At 51.8% G+C, this 22,280-nt stretch carries 15 protein-coding genes, 2 tRNA genes, 1 pseudogene and 2 other annotated features; of the genes and pseudogenes, 7 read left to right on the top strand and 11 right to left on the bottom strand.

The features are described from left to right. Positions 1–153 precede the first annotated feature (153 nt). The 4 genes from ACGG9R_RS10350 to ACGG9R_RS10335 all read right to left on the bottom strand — a co-directional run bounded on the left by ACGG9R_RS10350 (position 154) and on the right by ACGG9R_RS10335 (position 6,553). A complete protein-coding gene (locus tag ACGG9R_RS10350; RefSeq protein ID WP_390154749.1) occupies positions 154–1,476 on the bottom strand; it encodes a sensor histidine kinase in 1,323 nt (440 codons plus the stop codon). A gap of 482 nt (positions 1,477–1,958) precedes the next feature. Then, positions 1,959–2,693, bottom strand: a complete 735-nt coding sequence (locus ACGG9R_RS10345) for a LytR/AlgR family response regulator transcription factor (protein ID WP_390154746.1) — start codon at positions 2,691–2,693, stop codon at positions 1,959–1,961. 509 nt (positions 2,694–3,202) lie between these two features. Next, on the bottom strand, positions 3,203–4,027 hold the full coding sequence (locus ACGG9R_RS10340) for a MetQ/NlpA family ABC transporter substrate-binding protein (protein ID WP_390154743.1): 825 nt from the start codon (positions 4,025–4,027) through the stop codon (positions 3,203–3,205). A gap of 53 nt (positions 4,028–4,080) precedes the next feature. Further along, positions 4,081–4,324: a binding site (T-box leader), on the bottom strand. A 651-nt stretch (positions 4,325–4,975) separates the two neighbouring features. Next, positions 4,976–6,553 (bottom strand): IS1182 family transposase, encoded by a 1,578-nt coding sequence (locus ACGG9R_RS10335; RefSeq protein WP_390154741.1) that lies wholly within the window; start codon positions 6,551–6,553, stop codon positions 4,976–4,978. Positions 6,554–7,199: 646 nt separating this feature from the next. Here ACGG9R_RS10335 and ACGG9R_RS10330 point away from each other — a divergent pair. Continuing rightward, on the top strand, positions 7,200–8,951 hold the full coding sequence (locus ACGG9R_RS10330) for an ammonium transporter (protein ID WP_390155151.1): 1,752 nt from the start codon (positions 7,200–7,202) through the stop codon (positions 8,949–8,951). A gap of 958 nt (positions 8,952–9,909) precedes the next feature. Here ACGG9R_RS10330 and ACGG9R_RS10325 read toward each other — a convergent pair. Further along, positions 9,910–10,335 (bottom strand): low molecular weight protein-tyrosine-phosphatase, encoded by a 426-nt coding sequence (locus tag ACGG9R_RS10325; RefSeq protein WP_390154738.1) that lies wholly within the window; start codon positions 10,333–10,335, stop codon positions 9,910–9,912. Between the two features lie 319 nt (positions 10,336–10,654). Next, positions 10,655–11,479: a carbon-nitrogen hydrolase family protein gene (locus ACGG9R_RS10320; protein WP_390155149.1), complete on the bottom strand. Its 825-nt coding sequence runs from the start codon at positions 11,477–11,479 to the stop codon at positions 10,655–10,657. Between the two features lie 358 nt (positions 11,480–11,837). On the opposite strand from ACGG9R_RS10320, the pseudogene ACGG9R_RS10315 reads away from it, so the two are divergent. Beyond that, a pseudogene (locus tag ACGG9R_RS10315) lies at positions 11,838–11,924 on the top strand (transcriptional regulator); the annotation flags it as partial. Between the two features lie 146 nt (positions 11,925–12,070). Here the strand turns inward: ACGG9R_RS10315 and ACGG9R_RS10310 are convergent. Continuing rightward, positions 12,071–12,628 (bottom strand): methylated-DNA--[protein]-cysteine S-methyltransferase, encoded by a 558-nt coding sequence (locus tag ACGG9R_RS10310; RefSeq protein ID WP_390154735.1) that lies wholly within the window; start codon positions 12,626–12,628, stop codon positions 12,071–12,073. A gap of 529 nt (positions 12,629–13,157) precedes the next feature. Here ACGG9R_RS10310 and ACGG9R_RS10305 point away from each other — a divergent pair. The 3 genes from ACGG9R_RS10305 (at position 13,158) to ACGG9R_RS10295 (ending at position 16,335) form a co-directional block, all read left to right on the top strand. Then, on the top strand, positions 13,158–14,207 hold the full coding sequence (locus ACGG9R_RS10305; RefSeq protein WP_390154732.1) for a DctP family TRAP transporter solute-binding subunit: 1,050 nt from the start codon (positions 13,158–13,160) through the stop codon (positions 14,205–14,207). A gap of 343 nt (positions 14,208–14,550) precedes the next feature. Beyond that, on the top strand, positions 14,551–15,054 hold the full coding sequence (locus ACGG9R_RS10300; protein WP_022105682.1) for a TRAP transporter small permease subunit: 504 nt from the start codon (positions 14,551–14,553) through the stop codon (positions 15,052–15,054). 3 nt (positions 15,055–15,057) lie between these two features. After that, positions 15,058–16,335 (top strand): TRAP transporter large permease, encoded by a 1,278-nt coding sequence (locus ACGG9R_RS10295; protein WP_390154730.1) that lies wholly within the window; start codon positions 15,058–15,060, stop codon positions 16,333–16,335. Between the two features lie 247 nt (positions 16,336–16,582). Here ACGG9R_RS10295 and metA read toward each other — a convergent pair whose 3' ends face one another. The 4 genes from metA to ACGG9R_RS10275 all read right to left on the bottom strand — a co-directional run bounded on the left by metA (position 16,583) and on the right by ACGG9R_RS10275 (position 21,509). Beyond that, complete coding sequence (gene metA / locus ACGG9R_RS10290) at positions 16,583–17,527, bottom strand: homoserine O-succinyltransferase (protein WP_390154727.1); 945 nt, start codon at positions 17,525–17,527, stop codon at positions 16,583–16,585. A gap of 107 nt (positions 17,528–17,634) precedes the next feature. After that, positions 17,635–17,872 (bottom strand) — a binding site (T-box leader). 337 nt (positions 17,873–18,209) lie between these two features. Beyond that, positions 18,210–18,962 carry a TM2 domain-containing protein gene (locus tag ACGG9R_RS10285; protein WP_390154724.1) on the bottom strand — a complete coding sequence of 251 codons (753 nt, stop codon included), beginning with the start codon at positions 18,960–18,962 and terminating at the stop codon, positions 18,210–18,212. A 199-nt stretch (positions 18,963–19,161) separates the two neighbouring features. Beyond that, positions 19,162–20,769, bottom strand: a complete 1,608-nt coding sequence (locus ACGG9R_RS10280; RefSeq protein WP_390154721.1) for a ClC family H(+)/Cl(-) exchange transporter — start codon at positions 20,767–20,769, stop codon at positions 19,162–19,164. 116 nt (positions 20,770–20,885) lie between these two features. Then, a complete protein-coding gene (locus ACGG9R_RS10275) occupies positions 20,886–21,509 on the bottom strand; it encodes a cyclodeaminase/cyclohydrolase family protein (protein WP_390154718.1) in 624 nt (207 codons plus the stop codon). A 370-nt stretch (positions 21,510–21,879) separates the two neighbouring features. Here ACGG9R_RS10275 and ACGG9R_RS10270 point away from each other — a divergent pair. Then, a tRNA-His gene (locus ACGG9R_RS10270) sits at positions 21,880–21,955 on the top strand. A 38-nt stretch (positions 21,956–21,993) separates the two neighbouring features. Next, positions 21,994–22,067: transfer RNA gene (locus ACGG9R_RS10265), tRNA-Gln, on the top strand. Positions 22,068–22,280 lie beyond the last annotated feature (213 nt).

Below are 22,280 nucleotides of genomic sequence, written 5' to 3'. Positions count from 1 at the left end.
GTTTTATATAAATGACGAAGCTATGTATAAAAATTCTTGTAAAAGCTGACTCTGCGATTGAATCAGTGTTTCCTTATCCTTATTATATCTTTCGAATGTAAATAAACGGTAAAATGAATTTTCTAATCCCTAATCCCTAGTCTCTGGTCACAGTTACTCATCTTCCACGGTGAAGTACGCTTCGAAGCGTACTATACCGTCCTCCTGGGTGAAATTTTTATAGGCATTGTGGGCATCTAGGAAGCGGGCGATGGAGACCATGCCGAAGCCATGGCCTTCCTTGTCTGCTTTGGGGTAGCCATTCTCATCAAAGCAGATAGGCGTGTCGTATGGGTTCACGACGGAGAGTGCGATCTGATTTCCTTTCATAAGGAGCGTGAGGTCGACGGTGCGTTTCTCTTTGGGCATGGTGGCGGAGGCTTGGATGGCATTTTCGAGAAGGTTCGCAAGTACGTAGGCGAGCGGGCTTTCGATGGAGGGAAGGCTCTGCGGGAAGGAAATTTTATGGCTGGTGCGGACGGAGAGTTCTTTCGCTTTTTCGAAATAGATAGAGATGATGGCGTTGATGATCGGATTCAGGCAGTAGGGGTGGGTGGCGGTGCGCTCTAAGTCTTCGTGAGAGCTTTCCAAAAGGGCAAGGGCTTCTTCTGTCTGCCCTTGCTGCAGGAGTCCGTGGAGTGCAAGGATCCGGTGGCGCAGGTCGTGCCGGAAGAGGGACATTTCTTTCCCGTTATCCTGCAGGATCTGGGCATAGGATTGGAGGAAGGAAATGGATTTCTCCATCAGGTGGTTTGCACTCTGGATATTCGTCAAATTTTCAAAGTCTTTCTTTTCCAGGATGAGGTAGCGGTTGAAAGCGATGAAGAAAATGGTGAGGATCAGCCAGACAAAGAGTTTATCAGGAGACCAGAGCTTGCCAAGGAGACTTGTGGGGGTGGCGGCAATGACGAGCAGCATCGGGATGGCGGCCATATAGTAGGAGTAGGATTTTTCATTCATGAAGCGCTTCGAGGGCAGCATAGGGGAAAAGAGGTGGTAGGCACCGGGAAGTGTCAATGCAAGGAAGAAGTCATAGATGAGGAGATGCGGGATCAGGAGGTTCTCCGGTGGTATATTCGGGAAACAGAATAGTATACAGAGTCCCGATATGCCGTGGAGAGCAAACTGGTAGATGCCCTGCATGCCTAGAATGAATATTTGCGCGGCTTTAGCGGTGGGGAAGATAAAAAGCATCGAGAGAAAGAAGGGGATCCAGCCGAGTGCAAGACAGCACTTATACGTGAAGACATTGAGGCCGAGCTGGTTTGTGAGGAGGGTTTGCCAGCTCATATTGATGAGCAGGATGAGACAGTCCGCGTAAAAAAGGCGGCGTTTCGTCTTAGCGTCCATGATGCCCGCAAAGGGCATATAGCGTACATAGGCTCCGCCTGACTGAAGGATGGCGATGGCAGAGACCAGAAGAAGGATATCGGTCATGGGTTTGCTCCTTATGAAATGAGTGCCCGGTGTTTCCTTAATCCGAGGGGCGTGCTGCCTCTTGAATGCGATGGAAAGCCTCGCTCGGATGAGAAATTAGAAATGAGGAATTAGGAGTGAAGGTGGCGGCTTCGCCGCGAATATATATGGGGCAATGCCCGAAGATGGCATTTAAGTCACCAGTCACTCGGCACTCCTAATCTCTAATCCCTAGCCACGCATCCCTGTTTTCAAGCTTGTGGTGGCGGCTTCGCCGCGAATAGGATGGGCTGCGTTCCAAGCGTATCGTCATTGAAAGCGTTGCCGAGAAATCTTCCTTGCAGACCGATGAGCGGTGAGAGCTTGAAAACCTAAAAATGCAGCACGAAGGCGTTTTTCCGTGCAGGGGCAGGAGGGATACTAATCGCTGTGCAACAAAGATCCCTCGGCTGCGCTCGGGATGACAGGGGGACGGGTGTCTCTTAGTCTCCCAGTCACTAGCTCTATCTCGACAGCAGAAACTGCATGTACTGCTGCTTGACTTCTTTCTTTTTCCGGCGGCTGATAGGGAGAGACAGATCTCCTTTCAATAGGAAGGTATCCTTCTTCATGGCGGTGACGGCATTCATATTGAGAATGAGGCGATGGTAGGTCTCGAGGAAGCGCTCATCGGTAAGGAGAATGTCTGCCAGCTCCTGGTAGCTGTTCTGCGAGGCAAGGGTGCGGTCTTCGAGATGGAGGATGGCGCCGCGGCTGCCCTGACAGTCCATGTAGAGGATGTGGCTGTAGGGGACGGAGAGGCATTCGCCGCCGGCGAGCTTTACGGTGAGCGTCTTTGCGGCGAGCGCATCCTCCGGGAGGAGACGTGTCAGAAGGGTCTCGAGCTGCGGCGCATTTTCAAGGAGCGGCTTTAGCACGTAGCCGGAGGCGAAGACGTTGTAGCTTTCGAGTGCGTGGTCGCGGCTGGTGGTGAGGAAGATGATCCATGCGTCCTCATCGATGGCGCGGATCTCTTCGGCTACCTGCATACCGGTCATGCGGGGCATGTAGATGTCAAGGAGGATGAGGTCGTAGTCGCCTTTTTCAAAATTTTCCAGAAAGGATGGGCCGCTGGTGTAGGCTGAGATGGTGTAGTCGATGGGCGTCTGTCCTGACCTTTTCTGAAAATAATGTGAGAGGCACATCCGGATCTCTTTGAGGTCAGCCGGATTGTCGTCGACCGTTGCAATGCGTAACATAAAAATCTCCCCTTCCCTTTATTATCTATATTATAAAGGAAAGAGGAGGGCATGTGAATGAAAATTTAGAAATGAAGGCGGCTTCGCCGAGATCGATGAAGAGGTCGCAGCGGTTCTGGCATTCGTTATCTCACATATGACGTTTCTCGCCGCTCAGGATGACGAAACGGGGTGATGTTCGAAGGTCTCTTGAGTGCAGGTTTACCCCGTATCGTCAGCCTTCCCCTCTAGGGGAAGGTGCCCCGCAGGGGCGGATAGGGCACAGGCGGTATGAAAGACAGATGAGGAAAGCGGAGAAGTGCGCGGCACATGTGGGGGAGCGTGAGTCCCTGATCGCGATGGAAAAGATTTCTCGCTTTGCTCGAAATGACAATGAGAGAGAGCTGCCAGTCACTAGTCACCCGTCCCTGGTCCCGCGTTCCGGTCAGGCACGCAAAAGGCCCGTCGGGGCATTTCCATTTTTGGGAAGATGCTCCGATGGGCCTTTCATGGCGCATAGCCAGCGGCTATCAGAAGGCCGGAACGAGGCCGTCGCTGAAGTTGTCATTGATGTATTTCTTGACATCCTCAGACTGGAAGATCTTGACGAATTTCTGGTAGGTCGGGTTCTCTTTATCCTGCTCGCGGGCTGCGATGATATTGACATAAGGCGAGGTATTGTCTTCGGTCGCGAGGGCGGTCTTCGTGTCGAGGCTGGCAGCCTTTGCGTAGCCGGCATTGATGACAGAGATCGCTACGTCATCCAAAGAACGCGGGAGCTGCGGCGCTTCGAGCTCGAGGATCTCGAGGTGCTTCGGGTTTTCTGCGATATCACCGACGACAGCCTTGGTCGGATCGGTGCCTTCCTTCAGCTTGAGGAGACCTTGCTTATCGAGGAGGAGGAGCGCACGGCCGCCGTTGGACGGGTCGTTCGGGATGGAGACCCTGGCACCGTCCGGCACATCCTTCAGGTCTTTGTATTTGTTGGAGTAGATGCGCAGCGGAGCCAGATAGGTATTGCCGATGGAGATCAGCTTCGTGCCGTTCTTTTCATTGTAGGCTTCGAGGTACGGGCCGTGCTGGTAGGAGTTCAGGTCGATCTCGCCGGCAGCGAGGGCGGCATCCGGAGTGACATAGTCACCGAAAGCCTTGAGGTTCACCTTGAGCCCTTCTTTTTCTGCTTTCTTTGCGACGAACTCCATGACCTGTTCCGAATAGCCGGAAGTGATGCCGACGGTGATTTCTTTCTTGTCAGCCGGTGCTTTGGCTTCTTTCTTCTGGTCGCCGCAGCCGGCGATAGCGCCTGCAGCGATGAGGGCTGCGAGGGACAGTGCGATTGCTTTTGTCAGTTTCATAGTGAATTCCTCCTTGATAGGAAATGCGGGGCAATAAAAAAATCCCGCTCCCTGAAAGGGACGAGATACTTCGTGTTACCACCCAATTTTATGTCCGAATCACTTCGGGACACCTTATGAGGTACGACGGCGATAGCCTTGATACCTTGTCTCTATATCGGGAGATCCCGGGCTGCTTCATCATTCAGCATGCCAGGCTCAGAGGCCATCTTCCATGGATTCGTCTGCGCTCCTTCTCACCAGCCGGAGCTCTCTTTGCCAGCGTCCTTCATGTACTCTTCTCTTCACTGCCTTTATGAAGTTGAAACTACTATACACTTTCGGGGATGGGAAGTCAAGAAAAAATTTTCAGGGGGGAAGGGATTTGAATGAGGAATGAGGAATGAAGGTGGCGGCTTCGCCGCGAATATATGGGGCGATGCCCGCAGATGTCATGTAAAAGCGAAGCATCATTTTTCTTGCCTGTGTATTTGTCCATCTTAACCTTACCCTTTTCTCCGCTCAGGATGACGAAACGGGGCGATGCCCGAAGGTCTGTTGATCGCAGGTTTTCCTCGTATCGCCAGCCTTCCCCTCGAGAGGAAGGTGCCCCGAAGGGGCGGATAGGGCACTGGCGGCATGAAAGACAGATGAGGAAAGCGGAGAAGTGCGCGGCATATGTGGGGGAAGTGCGAGTCCTTGACCGCGAATGACAACGATTGAATCAGTGTTTCCTTAAAAATCATTCGCGCCCCTTCCTCTGGAAGGGGCAGACGAGCGAAGCGAGGCGGGGTTGGCTTCCCCGAATGTGGGAGTACCGTTTCACGCGGCCAACCTCAGGGGCTGTGAAGAAATGAAGATCCATTTCTTCACAGCTCCTTCTTTTGTGTCCTTTTTCACTCCTGGTAGTAAAAAACAAGAGGAAAAGGGCATACTTCCCCCTTTCCCCCAAAAATCAGCTTTTTAAAATTAAGCTGCCATATCCATATGTGCCTGTTGCTTCCTATGGTATTTGTACAGGTTGAAGCCAATAGAAACTAGAAACACTTCCATTTTCACTGAATCCATACCTCTTCGGACAATCCGGTCATATTCCCGGTCGTTCTTCATCACTCCGAAAGTGCCTTCTGCTTGAATCGCACGGTTCCTCCTCAGCAGAAATCCACGGGTATCTGTCAATCGTCCAATGACTTCAGCATGGACCTTTGTAAGTTCACGATTCAGGCTGATCCGTCTGTTATGAGGTGTTTTCTTGCAACGTTCTGCATAAGGACAGCCACTGCAGTCCTCACATTCATAGATTTCTTCCTGACGGCCATATTGGTTGCCCCGAATGTTTTTCCTGTAGACGAATTTGAACTTCTTTCCGTTGGGACAGAGCAGCGCTCCATCCACCGTCGTCTTGAAATTGACTGCGCGGAATGGGTCCTCGTGATACTTCTTGTCCTTCGTTTCTTTGAAGAACATGGGGAATTTCATACAGGCTTCCATCCCATGTTCGCTGCAGTACAGATAGTTATTGAATGAACCATACCCTGCGTCAGCTACTGGATATTTTGGATATATCCCATGGTGCTCATAAAACTTTTCCAGAAGGGGGACGAAGCAGTCCATATCTGACCTGTACTGGTTTACGTCAAGGACTGCTATGTATTCATCGGCTATGCCTACTTGGACGTTATATGCCGGCAGCAGCTGATCGTTTCCCATGTAGTCTCTCTTGATCCGCATGAACGTAGCTGAATGATCCGTTTTAGAATAGCTGTTGCGATTCTCTCCACAGATACTTAACTTTTCCCCATATTCTTTAAGTTTATGTAGATATTTTTTTAGCTTTTCGTAATTCCGCTGTTCCGGACTCTTACGGTGCCCTTTGCCATGGACAAATTTTTCCTCGTCCAGGCTCCAGATTTCATGAAGTTTGCTCAGGATGAGCTCCAGATATGCAGGAGCATATTCTGAATTGCTCTCGACTTTCAGTCCACTACAGCCCAACATTTCATTGATTTCTTCTAGGAGTGCTGAGATTTTGGTACACAGACGGAATCTCGACTTCTCCGTACCTTTTTTCCAGACCCAGGAGTACTTGTTGGCATTGGCTTCGAATTTGGAGCCATCGATATAAAGGTGATCCAGGTCTACATGCTCTTTGGTGATGATTTCCTGGGTGATTTCATAAAAGAGCGATTCAGCTTGATTCATCAGGACAGTATTGATGAAATATCCGAAAGTCCGATAGGACGGGCGTTTACCGTCCATAAGGTATTTATAGCGGATATTGACTTTGCAATTGTCTTCCAGCTTTCTGAGAGAGATGCATCCTTCATCCATAAACCCGAACAGAACCGTTTTCAACATATTGACGGGATTATATCTGATTCTTCCCAACTTATGAGCAGGGAGTTTGCTCAGATATTTGCGTAAATCGATTTCCTCCATAAATCTGTCAAACGTGAAAACCGGATCTGTGATATCTAGGCACTCAGAAAAAAATGCTGGTAAAATTCCCTGTTTGGGAGTACCATAATACACAGTTAGGGTTTTCATTGCAGTTAAATTCTAACACGAAAAAGGACTTTTGATTCGCAAAAATCGAAAGTCCTTTTTTGTGTTCATGGAGCTATTATTTCACAGCCCCTGCGTGTATCGTCATAGGTATAGTTGAATAGTCCGATGCTATCGACATTCCAACACTTTCATGCAATACCGCTACATAGCCCCCTCATCTCACTTCGTTCGAAATGGCGTCTCACTGGATTTTCGCGTCGCTTCACTCCTAAAAATCCAGTTCGCTTGCACAACCCCTTCGGGGAGCTCCCCCGATGGGGAGCCAAGAACGTTCTGCCGCTTAACTTAATAGCATTACCCGGGGGCTGACCCTGAACCACAAGTCCTTTACATATTCCCACTTTCTGACAAATTTTCCCATTTTCCCCCTTGACGGCGGCGCCTCTTAGCGTTATCATATCTGCATATTCAGCAATGAATGACAAGTACACAGAGGACAAAGAGGTCTTGATGCAGGGGCATCGAGACTTTTTCTTTTGGACAATGAAGCCCGGACATAGGTCCGGGCTTTCTCTATGTACGGAAAAATTCTTATTTCTTTTTTTAGAAGGGTGTGGTAAAAATGAGAAAAATTTTAGCCAAATGGCCGCTCCTGGCGGCGGCCTTGTGCACGCCGACCATGATCATGGCGGCGGATGCGGAGGGAAAGTACTCCTCTGCGGATACGACCTGGACACTGCTGGGGGCTATGCTGGTATTCTTCATGCAGCCGGGATTTGCGATGGTGGAGACTGGGCTCACGAGAGCAAAGAATGCAGGCAACATCGTCATGAAGAATTTCATGGACTTTGCACTTGGCACCATCGTTTTCTGGGTCCTGGGCTTCGGTCTCATGTTCGGGGAAGACATCGGCGGCATCATCGGCACGCCGGATTTCTTCGTCACTCACTATGACACCGGTGATGCAGGCTATCCTCCGCTGGTCTACCTCTTCTTCCAGACCGTCTTCTGCGCGACCGCTGCGACGATCGTCTCCGGCGCGATGGCTGAACGTACGAAATTCTCCTCCTACTGCATCTATTCCGTTTTGATCTCTCTCCTGATCTATCCGATCTCCGGACACTGGATCTGGGGCGGCGGCTGGCTCTCTGAGCTCGGCTTCCATGACTTCGCCGGATCCACCTGTGTACACATGGTCGGCGGCGTCTGCGCTCTGGTCGGTGCATCTCTGCTTGGACCAAGAATTGGCAAGTACAATAAGGATGGCAGCGTCAATGCGATCCCCGGTCACTCTATCACTCTTGCCTGCCTCGGCATGTTCATCCTGTGGATGGGCTGGTTCGGATTCAATGGCGGCTCCACCGTTTCCATGACCGGAGATGATACGATCCTCTCCGTCGGCAGCATCATGGTCACCACGAATATGGCAGCCGCTGCCGGTGCTGTCACCACCATGCTTCTCACCTGGGTGAAATATGGCAAACCAGATGTTTCTATGACACTGAACGGCGGTCTTGCCGGTCTCGTAGCCATCACCGCAGGCACGGATGTCGTTTCCGTGGCCGGTTCCTTCTGGATCGGCGTCATCGCCGGCATCGCGATCGTTTATGCGGTCGAATTCGTCGATCAGAAGCTGAAGATCGATGACCCTGTCGGCGCCATCTCCGCTCACGGCGTGTGCGGCGCACTCGGCACCATCCTGACCGGCGTCTTCTCTGTCAAAGACGGCCTTCTCTACACAGGAAATCCGCATTTCCTCATGATCCAGATCTTAGGCGTTGCCGTTGTAGCCCTCTACGTATTCGTTGCGATAAACATTGTATTCCGTATCATCAAAGCCACGAATGGTCTTCGCGTCACCCGTGAAGAAGAGATCAATGGTCTTGACTTCGAAGAACACGGCCTCGTCTCTGCGTATGCAGACTTCATGATGGCGCCGGACACCACAGCCGAAGCACTGGAAGCAGGCAAGGCGCCGAAAGAGGCAGTCGAAGTACCGCTTGCGGAAGAAAAGAAAGCGGAAGCAGAAAAGATCGTGCCGAAAGAACTGCCGACCGATGGACACCGCCTCTACTGCGTCACGATCATTACTTCGGATAAACGCTTCGAGATCCTGAAGGCTGCCATGGAAGCCATCGGCATCACGGGCATGACCGTCACGAAAGCACTGGGCTACGGCCTCGAAAAAGGACAGACGCAGATGTACCGCGGCGCTGCCGTCTCGGCAAAGCTTCTGCCGAAGGTCCGCATCGACATCGTGGTATCCAAGATCTCTCCCCGCACCATCATCGAGGTAGCGAAGAAGGCTCTCTACACCGGCAAGTATGGCGATGGCAAGGTCTTTGTTTCCACCATTGACAATGCGGTAAAGATCCGCACCGGTGAAGAAGGATACGATGCTCTGCAGGACTATCCCATCGAAGAAGAAAAGAAATAAGAAATCCATATAGCATGAAAAAAGAGCAGCGGCCATGTCGCTGCTCTTTTTGGCTTGGGGTTAGCCCGTGGGTCGAGGTGCCCTTTGATTACGTGCGAAAGAGGTTCAGCGGGTTCAACAGGTTCAGCGGGTTCAAAGGGGGTGGTGCGGCGCATAAAAAAGAAGCGCCGCAGAGTATAAATAATGGCGATGCCATGAGCTGGCATTCCAGTCACTAGTCACTTGAGACTCCTAATCCCTAGCCACTAATCTTTATCCCTGCTTTCAAACTTAGCCTATGGGACGTGCCGCGAAGTATAAATAATAGCGATGCCCGAAGGTCTCTTGATAGCAGGTTTCCCGTTTTGAACTTTCCAAACATTGTCCGCCTGACCGCGAATGACAAAGATTTCTCGCTTGCGCTCGAAATGACGATACGGGAGCCTGATGTCTCCTAGTCTCTTAGTCACAAGTCACTTGAGATTTCTAATCCCTAATCCCTAGCCACTAGCTACTAGTCACGCATCTCCCCCCCCCGATATCCACACAACGCGGACAGGGGGTGCTCCTTTGTCTCTCGCTCATTCGTTATATTTCTCTTGATTTCTCGTTTTTTTACGTGAGCGAACATCCTCTTGACGAATGTTTTACAAAAAAATGGAACAGCGCGCCGGGGTGTGAATAGGCTATTCACAAAATCCACAGCTGTGAACAAAGACATGGAGGCGAGACAGTCCGACAGGATCGGGCCTTTTTCAAGAGGACTGCGCATGCATCCTGCACTTGTTCACAGATATTCACAATTCTCTGTGTATATCTAAGATGGACAAGTGTGACAGTTAGCGAATTGTCGGAGCTGCGAAGAGGAGGCTTTCGCAATTCACAGTTTTGTGAATAACTGTGAACAACTCTGTGGATAAAGGAAAAGCGGATCACAGATCCCAAGCAAGACCATTGGCAGCGATCGCCAAACGAGCATTCACCAAGAGCCGGCAACGCCTTGCCGGCGTATGCTTTTCAGCAGCGCTTCACAGCCTTCGAGGATATCCTCATACGTCTCCTCGAAATTTCCCGTATACCATGGATCTGCCACCTCGGCGCGCCGCCCTGTCCAAGAGAGAAGGAGAGAGACTTTTTTCTCCGGATCGCCACACGTCAGGCGGGCAAGGTCGGCGAGGTTTTCCTCGTCCATGCAGAGGATATAGTCTGCACGGGCATAGTCCGACGCCGTGATGAGACGGGCGTGGCGGGGCGAGAAGGGGATGCCCTTCTTTGCGAGCATACGCTTGGTGGGCGGGTACATATCATTTCCGATCTCTTCCGTGGTCGCTGCGACAGAGTCCACGGTGATCGCCTTCTCGCATCCGGCTTTGCGGATGGGCGCTTTCATGATGAATTCCGCCATGGGGGAGCGGCAGATGGGGTGGCTTTTTTCTACCTCATTTTGGGCAGAAAAAAGCAGGAGACCTTTTTTCAGATTTCCTGCTCGGTGTGCCGCTGTGTGAGCGGCGGGTATTTCGTTGTAAAAGTTCGGGGCAAGTTGACCCGATGTGAAGCTGATAAACTGGAAATTGTCACTCTACGATTTCATAGCCTGAGTCTTTAAGAATATCCAGAGCCTTTTGATAATTTTCCTTTTTTATTTCCATAATGCTTATCCTCTGACAATTCCTATTTTTCCAGTCCCGAAAAAGAGAATTTAGTTAGAATTTGTAATTGTTGCACTATTTATCGTTGATTTTTAGTTCAAGTATATCTGGACGTGCATAATGTCCAACCACATCATGCTCCATTTTGCAGGAGATAGGCAAACTCATGTCAAGTTCTGCGTAGATGATGGTTTCTTTATCCCAGACTGGTTCTGTTAAATAATGTCCATACGGGTCGATAATACAGCTTCCTCCTCTGCAAACAAATTCCGGAAGCTGTGATACGACATCTCTCTCGTATAGGTCAGAAGGATATGAGTTGCGTCTGATAATCATATCAGCGTTAACAAAGTAGCACTTGCCTTCTATTGCGATGTGCTGAATGGTAGCCTGCCACTCTGGGTTGTCATTGGTATTTGGCGAAATGTAAATCGTGATGCCTTTTTGATAAAGAGCCACACGAGCAAGCGGCATATAACTTTCCCAACAGATCAGACTGCCGATCGGCCCCCATGGCGTTGTTGTAACAGGGAAGTACCCCTTATCAGCATCCCCCCATACAACACGTTCGGAGCCTGTCGGTTTTAATTTTCTGTGCACCTTGTACGATCCATCCGGCTCAAAAATGACATTACTATTATAAAGCGTTCCATTAACGGCATCTCTCTCGGAAAAGCCAAGGCTGATATATGCTCCAGTTTTCTGAGCCGCCTCTGCAAGCTGCTGAAACTCCGTTTCTCCGGCAACAATAGAGGCATCGTAATATCGTTTCCAGTCTTTACGCCCCTCCTCGCTTCGTTTTCCCATGCTAAAACCAAAATTCATTCCAAAAGGGTATCCCGGAATAAACAGCTCCGGAAAAACAATCAAATCCGGTTTTTGGCTCGCGGCTTCACTAATATATTGAAGCGTTTTTTTAGCGAAGCGCTTTTGTTGAACATAACAGGCTCTGCCTGCACTAATGCGATTTTACAAGTATTTTTGATGTCCTTCATAACGATAATTTCACTCCTTCAGAAATTCCGATTTGCTGTTATCTTCATTATACTTCATTGGCTATCGAAAAGATAACATATTTTATGAAACTTGCCATTTGGGAACAGCTTGCAACGCAAGGTATCCCCAGATGGCAAGTCCACAAAAGGGTAGCTGGCGGCAGCCAGCGCAGGGGAAGTGTAGCGTCCCCTGTATGATTTGGAGCCGATCATGACGGCGGAAGCCAACATTCTGTCGACTGCTGCGGCATTCGCCGAGTGAATCAGACGAAGAATTTCGCTGGCTCATTCGTATTCTCAAAAAGTCAAAGAAAATGGGAACGCCTATCAGCCAGAGGAAAAAACGATAAAGAAAAACCGCTGTTGCATGGTTTGTTGGCTTCCATGTAGCAGCGGTTCGTGCTGTGGTTATTCAGTCCGTGGCAGACGAAGAGAATGTGGGTCATGGTGGAGTTCTTTCTGCTTTTAGTGACTAGGGATTAGAGACTTGAAGACATTAGATGTCAGAGATCAGAGGTCTGAAGTCTAATGTCTCCAAGTCTAACGTCTCCCTATCTCCATGTCTTCTCTCCATCGCGAGGAGATAGGCTTTTCGGTGAAGGCCTCCGGCGTAGCCGGTGAGGCGGCCGTTCCTGCCTATGACGCGGTGGCAGGGGATGATGAGGGAGATGGGATTTCTTCCGACGGCGCTTCCGACGGCGCGGGCGGATAGGCAAGGAAGACCGCGTTCTTGGGCAAGTCTTTGCGCGATGTCTCCGTAGGTCATCGTTTTTCCGTAGGGGATCTCGGAGAGGATCTTCCATACGGAAAGGCGAAACGGAGTGCCGATGAGATGGAGGGGCGGAGAGGTCTTCGGCTCTTTTCCCGCAAAGTACAGGTCTAGCCAGCGCCTTCCTTCTCTCAGCGCGGGCGTTTCTTTTGTCTGTACTTCTGCCGGGAGAGTGGCGGCAAAGTATTTCTGCCCCTCGAACCAAAGGCCGGTGAGTCCTACGTCATCCGCTGCGAGGAGGATGTCGCCAAGTGGGGAGTCTAAGTGCTGTATGAATGTCATCATATACCTCGAAATGTAGGGGATCTGACAGGGTGTATCGCTTCTTCATTATATCGCAAGCGATAGGAGGATGCCATTTGCGGCATCCTCCTTCCTCGTAGCGCCGTGTCCTTTTCATGAGCTTAAAAATTTCCTCTTTACAAACATAAATGCAGCGTGTATACTTGTCACAAGCTTAATTTTGAATAAAGACAAGGAACGGAAGCGAGTGAATCGGTTCTCTGGCAGAGAGCTGCCGTATGGTGAAAGGCAGCAGAGGATCCTCACAAAGTCGTCCGCAAGTCCCGTATCTGAATGAAGTAGGATGCGGCGTTTGGCAGCGTTACAAGGCCTCCGAGTATAGTGCGAGGTGGTACCGCGTGAAGGTTTACGCCCTGGCTGATTTTTATCAGTCAGGGCGTTTTTTGATACCTGAGAAAGGGAGAGCGGGCTTGAGGCAGCAGGTAGTCGCGAAATCTGCTGTCTCCCTCGAGGACTTTATTCAAGAAGGGTGTTTTATAGGTTGATGTAAGTATAGCAGAAAGGGAGATCTATGATGGGTAAGAAATCGATGAAGATCGCAGCCGCTTCTCTGGCTGCTCTGGCAATGGCAGGTATGATGACGGGATGCGGCATGTCCGGCGGAGATAAGAAGGCGGCAGCATCCGGCAATGGGCAGAAGGTCGAGCTGAAGCTGGCATATCAGCTGCCGTCCGAGCATCATCTGTCCAAGAGTGTAGAAAAATTTGCCAAAGAGGTCAATGAAAGATCCAAGGGTTCGATCGAGGTCAAGGTATACCCGGCCGGACAGCTCTACAATGACCAGAATATGAATGATGCGCTCATGAGCGGCGGGCTGGATATCGGTCTGAACTCTACCGCGCGCTGGTCCATGGTCGTACCGGCACTCAAGGTCCTCGATCTGCCGTTCGTCCTGCCGACCATCGAAGCGGCTGACAATGCGCTCGATGGAGATCTGGGCTCGAAGCTGACGGCAGAAATGGAAAAGAAGGGCGTTCATCCGCTGATCTGGGCTGACTATGGCTATGTACAGTTCTGCAACAATGCCAAAAAGATCGAAAAGCCGGAGGATTTCAAGGGACTGAAGATCCGTTCTTACTCTGAAACATCGGCTGACATCATCCAGGCGCTCGGCGCTTCTCCGACGACCATGAGCTCTTCGGAAGTGTACATGGCGATCAAGAATGGCACCATCGACGGACAGTCCTCCGGTCAGACGGCGATCCTGTCTCGCAAGATCTACGAAGTCTGCAAGTACTTCACCACCACGAACCATTCCTATGTCGGCTTCCTGCTCGCGATCAATGACAACTCTTGGAAAAAGCTGTCTCCGGATCAGCAGAAGCTGGTGAATGAAGTCGCTAAGGAGATCCGCGATGAGATCCGTAAGGAGACCAAGGCGGAGGATGACCGCTGCCTGAAGGAGCTCGCTGCCAAGGGCATGGATGTCTACACGGTTCCGGCGGATGAAGTGAAGCTGTGGCAGGATGCGACTGCCTCTGTCATCGAGAAGTTCGAACAGGAACAGGGCGACTTTGGCAAGCAGCTCGTGGAAGACTGCAGAAAAGCATCGAAGAAATAAGAGACTGGTTTGCCGCTGGGGTCAGCGGTCGGGTAAAGTGGTGACTGGTGGCTAGGGATTAGAAGCAAGCGGTGATTGAAGTAGCGCAGTTGGCATGCTGACCGTTCTGCAAGGAGGATCTCTCGGCTACGCTCGAGATGACGACGGCGCGAAGCGCTATCAAAACTCCGCGGCGCTTCATTATTTTTTGCGCCGCATCACCCCCTCTGAACCCTATGAACCTGTAGAACCCGCTCCCCCTCTTTTGCAAACAATCAAGGGGCAGCACGCCCCGTGGGCTAACCCTGAACCCTTAAACCTATCAACCACCCTATATATTTGTATTAAATAAAGGAGGGCTGTCATGCGTTCTGTTTATAAAATGTTTGATCGAGCTCTTGGCTGCGTGACATGCACGGCTGCTGCGATCGCGGGGCTGGCTATTCTGGCGACAGCCTTCATCATCTGTTATGAGATCATTGCCAGAAGCATCCTGCATCGCCCGACTGTCTGGGCGATGGAGATTTCTACCTATCTCCTGATCCTTGCAGGCTTTTTCGGCATGTCCTACACCATGCGCACGCATGGTCATATCTTTGTTGATTTCCTGTATTCCCGCTTCCCGAAGGGGGTGCGCAGGGGCATGGATATCTTCACTTCGCTTCTGTCGCTCTTTGCGCTCTATGTCTGCATGACGGAGTCTACGAATTACATGCTGATGAGCCTTGAGAATGGCATCGTTTCGCCGACGCTTCTGCGTGTGCCGCTCTGGATCCCGCAGACCTTCATGGTGATCGGCTTTGTACTGCTGTTTTTGGAAACCCTGAATCATTTTCTGGGTGATTTCTTTGCACAAGAGGAGGACTGACCTATGATCCTTGCAGGTTTTGCGCTGTTCATCATCTTCCTCCTTGTCATCGGCATGCCGGTCGCCTTTACGCTGAGCATTGCCGGTATCCTGGGGATCATCCAGTTTATCGACATGTCCACCCTTTCGCAGGTGCCTGTCATCGCGTACAAGACGCTGGACTCTTATGTCCTGACGTCGGTGCCGCTCTATATCCTGATGAGCCAGATCATGCTGACGGGCAAGGTCGGCAGCGGGCTTTTCGAGCTTGGCAGCAAGTGGATGGGCCATCTTCCCGGCGGCCTTGGCATCGCGACTATTTTCGCCTGTGCGATCTTTGCGGCGATCTCCGGCTCTTCCGTGGCGACTGCGGTCACTATCGGTGCGATGGCGATCCCGGAAATGCTGAAGCGTGGCTATGACAGAAAGCTCGTCGTCGGCTCTGTCGCTGCCGGCGGTACCCTCGGCATCCTCATCCCGCCGTCCATTCCGATGATCCTTTACGGTACCATCACCGATGAATCCGTCGGAAAGCTGTTCATGTCCGGCGTCGTACCGGGGGCGCTTTTGACGCTTGCTTTCGTGGCGTACATCGTCATTGCCTCTTGGAATAAGCCAAGAGAAGAAAAGGCTTCGACGGAAGAAAAGATGAAAGCGCTCCGTGATAATATCTGGGGGCTTCTGCTGCCGGTCATCATCATCGGCGGTATCTATACCGGCGTTTTCACGCCGACGGAAGCTGCTGCTGTCGGTACGATCTATGCGCTCGTCATCACATTCTTCGTCTACAGGAGCCTTTCTGTCAGTGATATGCCGGGGATCCTCCGCTCGACCATCAAGACATCCTGCATGATCTTTGCCATCATGGTCGGCGCTATGCTCTTCGGCTATATCCTGACTGTGCTGCAGGTCCCGCAGGCGCTCATGTCTCTCGTGACGGAAGGGCATATGAACCGCTGGGTCATCCTCATCGGCATCAATATCGTGCTGCTCATTCTGGGGTGTGTGCTGGAAACAGTTTCCATCATCCTCATCACGCTGCCGATGCTCTACCCGATCATCAAGGCGCTGGGCTTCGATCCCATCTGGTTCAATGTCGTGCTCCTGATCAATATGGAGCTGGCCCTCATTACACCGCCGGTCGGCATGAATCTTTTCGTCATCAAGGGCATCAGCGAGGACAGCTCGATCCAGGATATCATCGCCGGCTCTGCCCCTTTTGCTTTCATCATGGTGCTGGAGATCGCGCTTCTCTGCTTCTTCCCTGGCATTGCCACCTGGCTGCCGTCTGTACTGAAATAAAGCAAATAAAAAGACCGCTACGGCGGTCTTTTTTATGGAATGAGAAATGCGAAATTAGAAATGAGAAATGGCGGTGCGGTGCAAAAAAATGAAAAGCACCGCAGAGTATAAAGTTGGAGCAGGGAAGGGCAGGATACCATTTTCCATTGGACTGGGAAACGAGAGGCAGCATGGTGCATGGCAGGACAGCGTTTACGCCAGGTGAGCACGAATTTCTAATCCCCAGTCACTAGTCCCCAGACACCCTTTACACATGCAGCGGATTATGCACATTGAATGGCATGAGGTGATCGAGGCTGTACGGGGTCTCCTGATAGACGAAGTTCAGCCAGTTGTGATAGAAAAGGTGGGCGTAGCTGCACCAGACGAAGCGCGGCTTTTCCTGCGGATCGTCGTAGGGGTAGTAGTTTTCCGGCAGGCGGATGGGAAGGCCCTTCTCGCGGTCTCTTTTATATTCCCATTCCAATGTGCGAAGGTCATACTCGAAGTGGCCGAGGACGAAGATGCGGCGGGACTCCTGATCGGAAATGATATTGATGCCGTTCTCGGAGGAGCGGGAGAGGACGGTGAGCTCCGGTGTCTCATCGACCTTTCTGTCGTCGATGGAGGTGTGGCGGGACTGCGGGATGAAGTAGCGGTCGTCAAAGCCGCGGAGGAGCGGGTGGTAATCCACCGTGAGGCCGTACTGGTAGATGCCGAAGAGCTTGCGGGGGAGGATGCGTTTCTCTACTCCGTAGTCACGGTAGAGCCCGGCCTGTGCCGCCCAGCAGAAATGCAGGGTGGAGAAGACGTGGGTATCCGCCCATTCGAAGTATTTCATCATCTCTGGCCAGTACTCGACTTCTTCGTAGGGCATCTTTTCGACGGGCGCGCCGGTGATGATGAAGCCGTCGTATTTCTCGTCCTTGATGTCATCGAAGGTGAGATAGTTCTTGGACAGGTAGGAGCGGTCCGTGTGGGTGGTCTCGCGAGACGCGATGCGGGCGAAATCGACCGAGAGCTGCAGCGGGGTGTCGCCTAAGAGACGGAGCAGCTGCACTTCTGTCGGCTTCTTGATGGGCATCAGATTCAGGATCAGGATCTTCAGTGGGCGGATATCCTGTGTTCGTGCGCGCGCTTCATTGATGGTGACGATCCCTTCTTTTTTTAATTCTGTGATGGCGTCCAGGCCATCAGCGATTTTGATCGGCAAAGTAAAGACCTCCTTGGGCAGACAGTCAAGTAAAGGATTTTTGAGGGAATGAGGAGTGGCAGGGCTTAGACCAAAGGTCTTTGAAACCATAAAAAAACTCTCGTCCCCAAAGGGACGAGAGTTCGTGTTACCACCCAATTTCGCATCTGCGTCGCCGCAGATGCCTTTTAAGGTACGATGTTTCCATGATACCCAAGCTCTGTAACGGGAGCACCCGGGCTGCTTCATCATTCAGCATACCTGGCTCAGAGGCCATCTTCCATGGTCTGACTGCACGCCCTTTCACCATATGGGCGCTCTCTTTGCCAGTCTGCGATCATGTACTCTTCTCTTCACTGCCTGTGTGAAATTATTAGTAATATAGCACGTTACAAGGGAGAAAGTCAAGGGGATAGAATGGGCCGGCGTTTCCCTGGTCCTAGGTTAGCCCATGGGGCGTGCCGCCCCCTTGATTGTGGATGAAAGCTCGACTTGAATGAGGAGTGAGGAATGAGGAGTGAGGAGTGAAGGTGGCGGCTTCGCCGAGATCCTTCGGCTCAGGTCGCAGCTGTTCTGGCATCCGTTATCTCACATACGACGTTTCTCGCCGCTCAGGATGACGAAACGGGGCGATGCCCGAAAGTCGTATTCAAGTCACCAGTCACTTGAGGTTCCTAATCCCCAATCCCTAATCCCTAGGCACTCATCCCTTTTTCAATTCTTTGTACACTTCTTCTGCGATCTTTGCATTGCTTTCGTCCACCATGGCAGGGAGGCGGTAGAGATCGAAAAGCATCCAGAGGAAGCAGCCCCCGACGGTCATGAGATAGAAGAGATTGCGCGCGGAATTTCCCAGATAGAAGTAGTGCAGACCGAAGAACCAGCAGAGGGTGGCGATCCAGAGCTTTTTCTTTTTCGCGGGGAGGCGTTTTTCCATGCCGCGTTCTTCTTCGGTGGAGAGCGCACAGATCCAGTAGGGCCAGCCTTTCTGATAGCCGTAGAGGATCTCTGCCGCTTCCTCATAGATGGCGTGAGTGGAGCGGGCGCGTTTCAATGCATCTGTTTCTCCTTGGATGGCGGCGATGCGCGCCGTAAAAGCCGCGGGATCATCCATGAGAGGAGTCACCTCTTCATTGATGGGGAGGATATCGAGCGTGGTATTCGTGAAGAAGGCATCGCAGTATTCCTGATATAGCTTTTCCATGGCGGGCATATTCTCACTGATGTCTGCGGTGAGGATGAGGTCGTCTGCCAGAAAGGCGTGAAGGGCCTTCATATCCTTGGCAATGGCCTGCCTTTCCTTTTGGTCGCAGTCCTGAAAGCAGAGGGAGTCGACCTCTGCGCCTTCGCGCACGCGCAGGGCGGCGAGGGACTTGACATGAAAATCGGGCATTGAGCCTTCTTTGATGAGCACCAGAATGGTGTAGTTATGCACTTTTCGTCTGAGCTGACCCATGAGAAAGACTCCTTTTATATCAATGGTGACTGGGACTTGAATACGACTTTCGGGCAGCGCCGTTTACAAAAATCGGCGCGAAGCGCCGCACCACCCCCCTTGAACCCTTGAACCCTTGAACCCTTGAACCCTTGAACCTTTGAACCTCTTTCGCAAACGATCAAGGGGAGGCACGCCCACGGGCTGAACCCTGAACCTTTTATTTCACATTCGACTCTTCGCCCATGCGTTTTAGCGTTTCTGCATTACGGCTTTCGGAGAGGATGTAGAGGAAGTCGCCGGCGCGAAGGCGGGTATCGGGGTCGGGGATGAGGCTTTTCCCGGAGCGCTTGATCTCTACGATGACGGTCTGCTTCATGGGAGGAAGCTCGGAGATTGGACGGTTTTCCAGAAGGGAGCCGCTCGCGATGGGGACTTCGATCATATTCTTTTCTTCTTCACAGGCGGTATCGGGGCTGGCGGCGAGAGATCTTTGGAGAAGGGCATCGTAGATCGGGCGTCCTCTCAGGATCTCTGCGGTGATATAGGCGATGGCAGAAGCAAAGGCGAGGACCATGAGGTGACCGAAGTCGCCTGTCATCTCAAGGATGAGGAGGGTCCCGGTGATGGGAGAGCGCACGCTCGCGGCGAAGAGGGAGACCATGCCGATGATGATGACATTCGGCGTGTACACCGCAGAGAGAAGTCCTGCATTGACGAGGAGATTCGCCAGCACGGCGCCGGTCAGGGCGCCGATGACGAGCAGGGGCAGGAAGAATCCGCCGGGCGCGCCGCAGCCGTAGCTGATGAGGGTGAAGATATATTTGGTTGCCAGAAGAAGCAGCAGAAAGGCGAGCGGGTAGCTCGTGACGGCGAGCTGGTCGACAAGATGGTTGCCGCCGCCCAAGACCTGTGGGAGGAGGAATCCGAGCGCACCGGCACAGAGAAGGGCAAAAATGATCTTGGATGCCTGCGTCCTAAAGACCTTCGGATGGTAGAAGGCGCCGATGTGAAGGAGGCCGTAGTTGAAGATGATACCGGCGAGGCCGCAGATGAGGGCGATGAGAGCCACATACCACAGGTACTGGGCAGGGAGCGGGACGAGATCGACGAAATGGAAGCTGGTCCCATTCCCGAAGAAGCAGCGGGTGACGATGGTCGCTGTGATGGCTGATGTCATCGTGGGGAGAAGGACGGCGCCGGAGAAATTGCGGTGGAGCTCTTCTAGGGCAAACATCATGCCGGCGAGCGGCGCATTGAAGGCGGCGGCAAGCCCTGCACTCGCACCGCTGGTGATGAGGTATCGCTCCTCCATGCGTGTCCGGCCGAGCATGCGTGAGAGGCCCTGCCCGGCGACGGCACCGATCTGGATGGAGGGGCCTTCGCGGCCGAGCGAGAGCCCTGCGCCGATGCCGATGGCTCCGGCGAGGATCTTCACCCAGAGGATGCGTAGCCATTTCATTTTCATGAGGCCCAGGATGACGCCCTTTACCTGCGGGATGCCGGAGCCGCCGGCCATGGGGGCGTAGCGGCACATGGCGCAGAGCGCGCCGCCGATCACAAGGAGAAGGAGCGTGTAAGAAAGAAGAGGCAGGAGGTCATCCTTGCGAAGCGCCGGGATGAGGTAGGCGTAGTAGAGGTGGATGCGTAGGGCTTCGGATTCATTCAGGAGAAATCGGAAGAGACTGATCGAGAGTCCGCCTGCGATGCCGACGAAGATCCCTTCGATGAAAAGACGCAGACGGAACTGGTGCCAGTTGTCGAGCGCCATGTAGGTTTCGAAGAGCTGGCGGTTCAAGGAGGAACCGCTTTGATTTTTGGAAAACATAGGGCCTCCTTTGGGAAAGTGACCAGGGATTGGGAGTGGCTGGTGACTAGGGACTGGTGACTAGGGATTAGTAGCTAGGGATTAGGCGTTAGGGAAACACGCCCCACGGGTTCACCTTATAAATCCACCTGATAGGTCAGTACGGCATCGATGGCGGAGATGGCATTTTCCCATGCGGTGATTGTATCATTCATTTCGTGTTCATAGAATTCATCATCGATGTATTTCATATTGATCTTGACGTTCAGGATCGAAGCATGGATGCAAGCCATGGCAAGCTGGGCAGCCATGATGGCGTCGCTGATGGCGTTCTTATTTCCTTTGAGGAGAAGGTTCGTGAAGCTCGGGAGCAGATCGCTCATGGTCTGCGCCATCTGCTGCGGGACTTCGATCGCTTTCTTGAAGGCTTCGAGCTGTTTTTCCTGTCTCTCCGCCAGCGGAAGCGGACGGATGGCGCGCAGGGTGTTCATCAGCTCCAGGAAGGACTTGGCATCCTCATCCATCAGATCGAGGAAGATGGAGCGGGCCATCTGAAAGACGGCGGCATATTCAGCTGCTTTTTCGTGGAATTCTGCGTAGTTTTTATTGGATTCTGTCAGATGGCAGACCATCTCGGCGAGCGCACAGGCCTGCGCGCCTACGAGCCCGGCTGCTGCGCCGCCGCCGGGGGCGGCTTTCTTGCTGCCGAGATCGTCTAAGAAGTGATCGATGGTGCCCTGTCGGAAAGGTTTGTTGTCCATGGTGTGTACCTCATTGATAAAAGGATAAATAATAAAAAGAAGCACTGGTATAACAGATCCTGCTTGGAACCAGTGCTTTTAAGTTGTTTATTATTATACAACATATAAAGGAGCGGAGGAAGGGTGGAGGTTGGGTCCTGGCGTGAAGAGGCATCAGAGCTCTTGGGGAGGAGCGAAGGCGCCCCATCCCCTGCACCGGGGATGGGACGCTCTCTTTCCTTTAATGAATCTCTTTATATATTGTAAGAGAATTTTTTTGTGACAGGTGATGAACGAAAAAAATCTTTCGGAAAACTATTTGACGGATATTTCTTTCTATGGTACAATAAACAACGTCATATGGCGAAATGCCTGTGACGGGAAAAATATGGCGGGTGTGGTGAAGTGGTTAACACGGCGGATTGTGGCTCCGTTACGCGTGGGTTCGAGTCCCACCACTCGCCCCATTTTTTTTTGCATGAAATCCGATATTATCGGACTTCATGGGGGCATCGCCAAGCGGTAAGGCAACGGACTTTGACTCCGTTATCGGTGGTTCGACTCTACCTGCCCCTGCCAGAAAACAGGAATGAGCCTGAAGATCTTTTCGCGAAGAAAATTTCTTCAGGCTCATTTTTTTATGCATTTCACATTGATAGACTCCTATGTGAAAAATAATTCATGCATTGCGGGCTATGCAACTTTGCGATAATTGAACTCTTTTAATTGTTTCATTTTTCTATAGGATGTGATACTATAAATATAATCAATATGGAAAAGAGCCTCTCCCGG

Source organism: Dialister sp. i34-0019-2H8 (genome assembly GCF_042846925.1).
Lineage (GTDB): Bacteria > Bacillota > Negativicutes > Veillonellales > Dialisteraceae > Dialister.
This window is presented reverse-complemented; position numbering and strand designations above follow the sequence as displayed.

What these genes read in the sequence shown, in the direction of transcription:
- ACGG9R_RS10305 (WP_390154732.1), top strand. Translation starts at nt 13,158, where the DNA reads ATGATGGGTAAGAAATCGATGAAGATCGCAGCCGCTTCTCTGGCTGCT.
- ACGG9R_RS10310 (WP_390154735.1), bottom strand. Translation starts at nt 12,628, where the DNA reads ATGATGACATTCATACAGCACTTAGACTCCCCACTTGGCGACATCCTC.
- ACGG9R_RS10345 (WP_390154746.1), bottom strand. Translation starts at nt 2,693, where the DNA reads ATGTTACGCATTGCAACGGTCGACGACAATCCGGCTGACCTCAAAGAG.
- ACGG9R_RS10325 (WP_390154738.1), bottom strand. Translation starts at nt 10,335, where the DNA reads ATGGCGGAATTCATCATGAAAGCGCCCATCCGCAAAGCCGGATGCGAG.
- ACGG9R_RS10350 (WP_390154749.1), bottom strand. Translation starts at nt 1,476, where the DNA reads ATGACCGATATCCTTCTTCTGGTCTCTGCCATCGCCATCCTTCAGTCA.
- ACGG9R_RS10335 (WP_390154741.1), bottom strand. Translation starts at nt 6,553, where the DNA reads ATGAAAACCCTAACTGTGTATTATGGTACTCCCAAACAGGGAATTTTA.
- ACGG9R_RS10280 (WP_390154721.1), bottom strand. Translation starts at nt 20,769, where the DNA reads ATGTTTTCCAAAAATCAAAGCGGTTCCTCCTTGAACCGCCAGCTCTTC.
- ACGG9R_RS10295 (WP_390154730.1), top strand. Translation starts at nt 15,058, where the DNA reads ATGATCCTTGCAGGTTTTGCGCTGTTCATCATCTTCCTCCTTGTCATC.
- ACGG9R_RS10300 (WP_022105682.1), top strand. Translation starts at nt 14,551, where the DNA reads ATGCGTTCTGTTTATAAAATGTTTGATCGAGCTCTTGGCTGCGTGACA.
- ACGG9R_RS10330 (WP_390155151.1), top strand. Translation starts at nt 7,200, where the DNA reads ATGGCGGCGGATGCGGAGGGAAAGTACTCCTCTGCGGATACGACCTGG.
- ACGG9R_RS10340 (WP_390154743.1), bottom strand. Translation starts at nt 4,027, where the DNA reads ATGAAACTGACAAAAGCAATCGCACTGTCCCTCGCAGCCCTCATCGCT.
- ACGG9R_RS10285 (WP_390154724.1), bottom strand. Translation starts at nt 18,962, where the DNA reads ATGGGTCAGCTCAGACGAAAAGTGCATAACTACACCATTCTGGTGCTC.
- ACGG9R_RS10275 (WP_390154718.1), bottom strand. Translation starts at nt 21,509, where the DNA reads ATGGACAACAAACCTTTCCGACAGGGCACCATCGATCACTTCTTAGAC.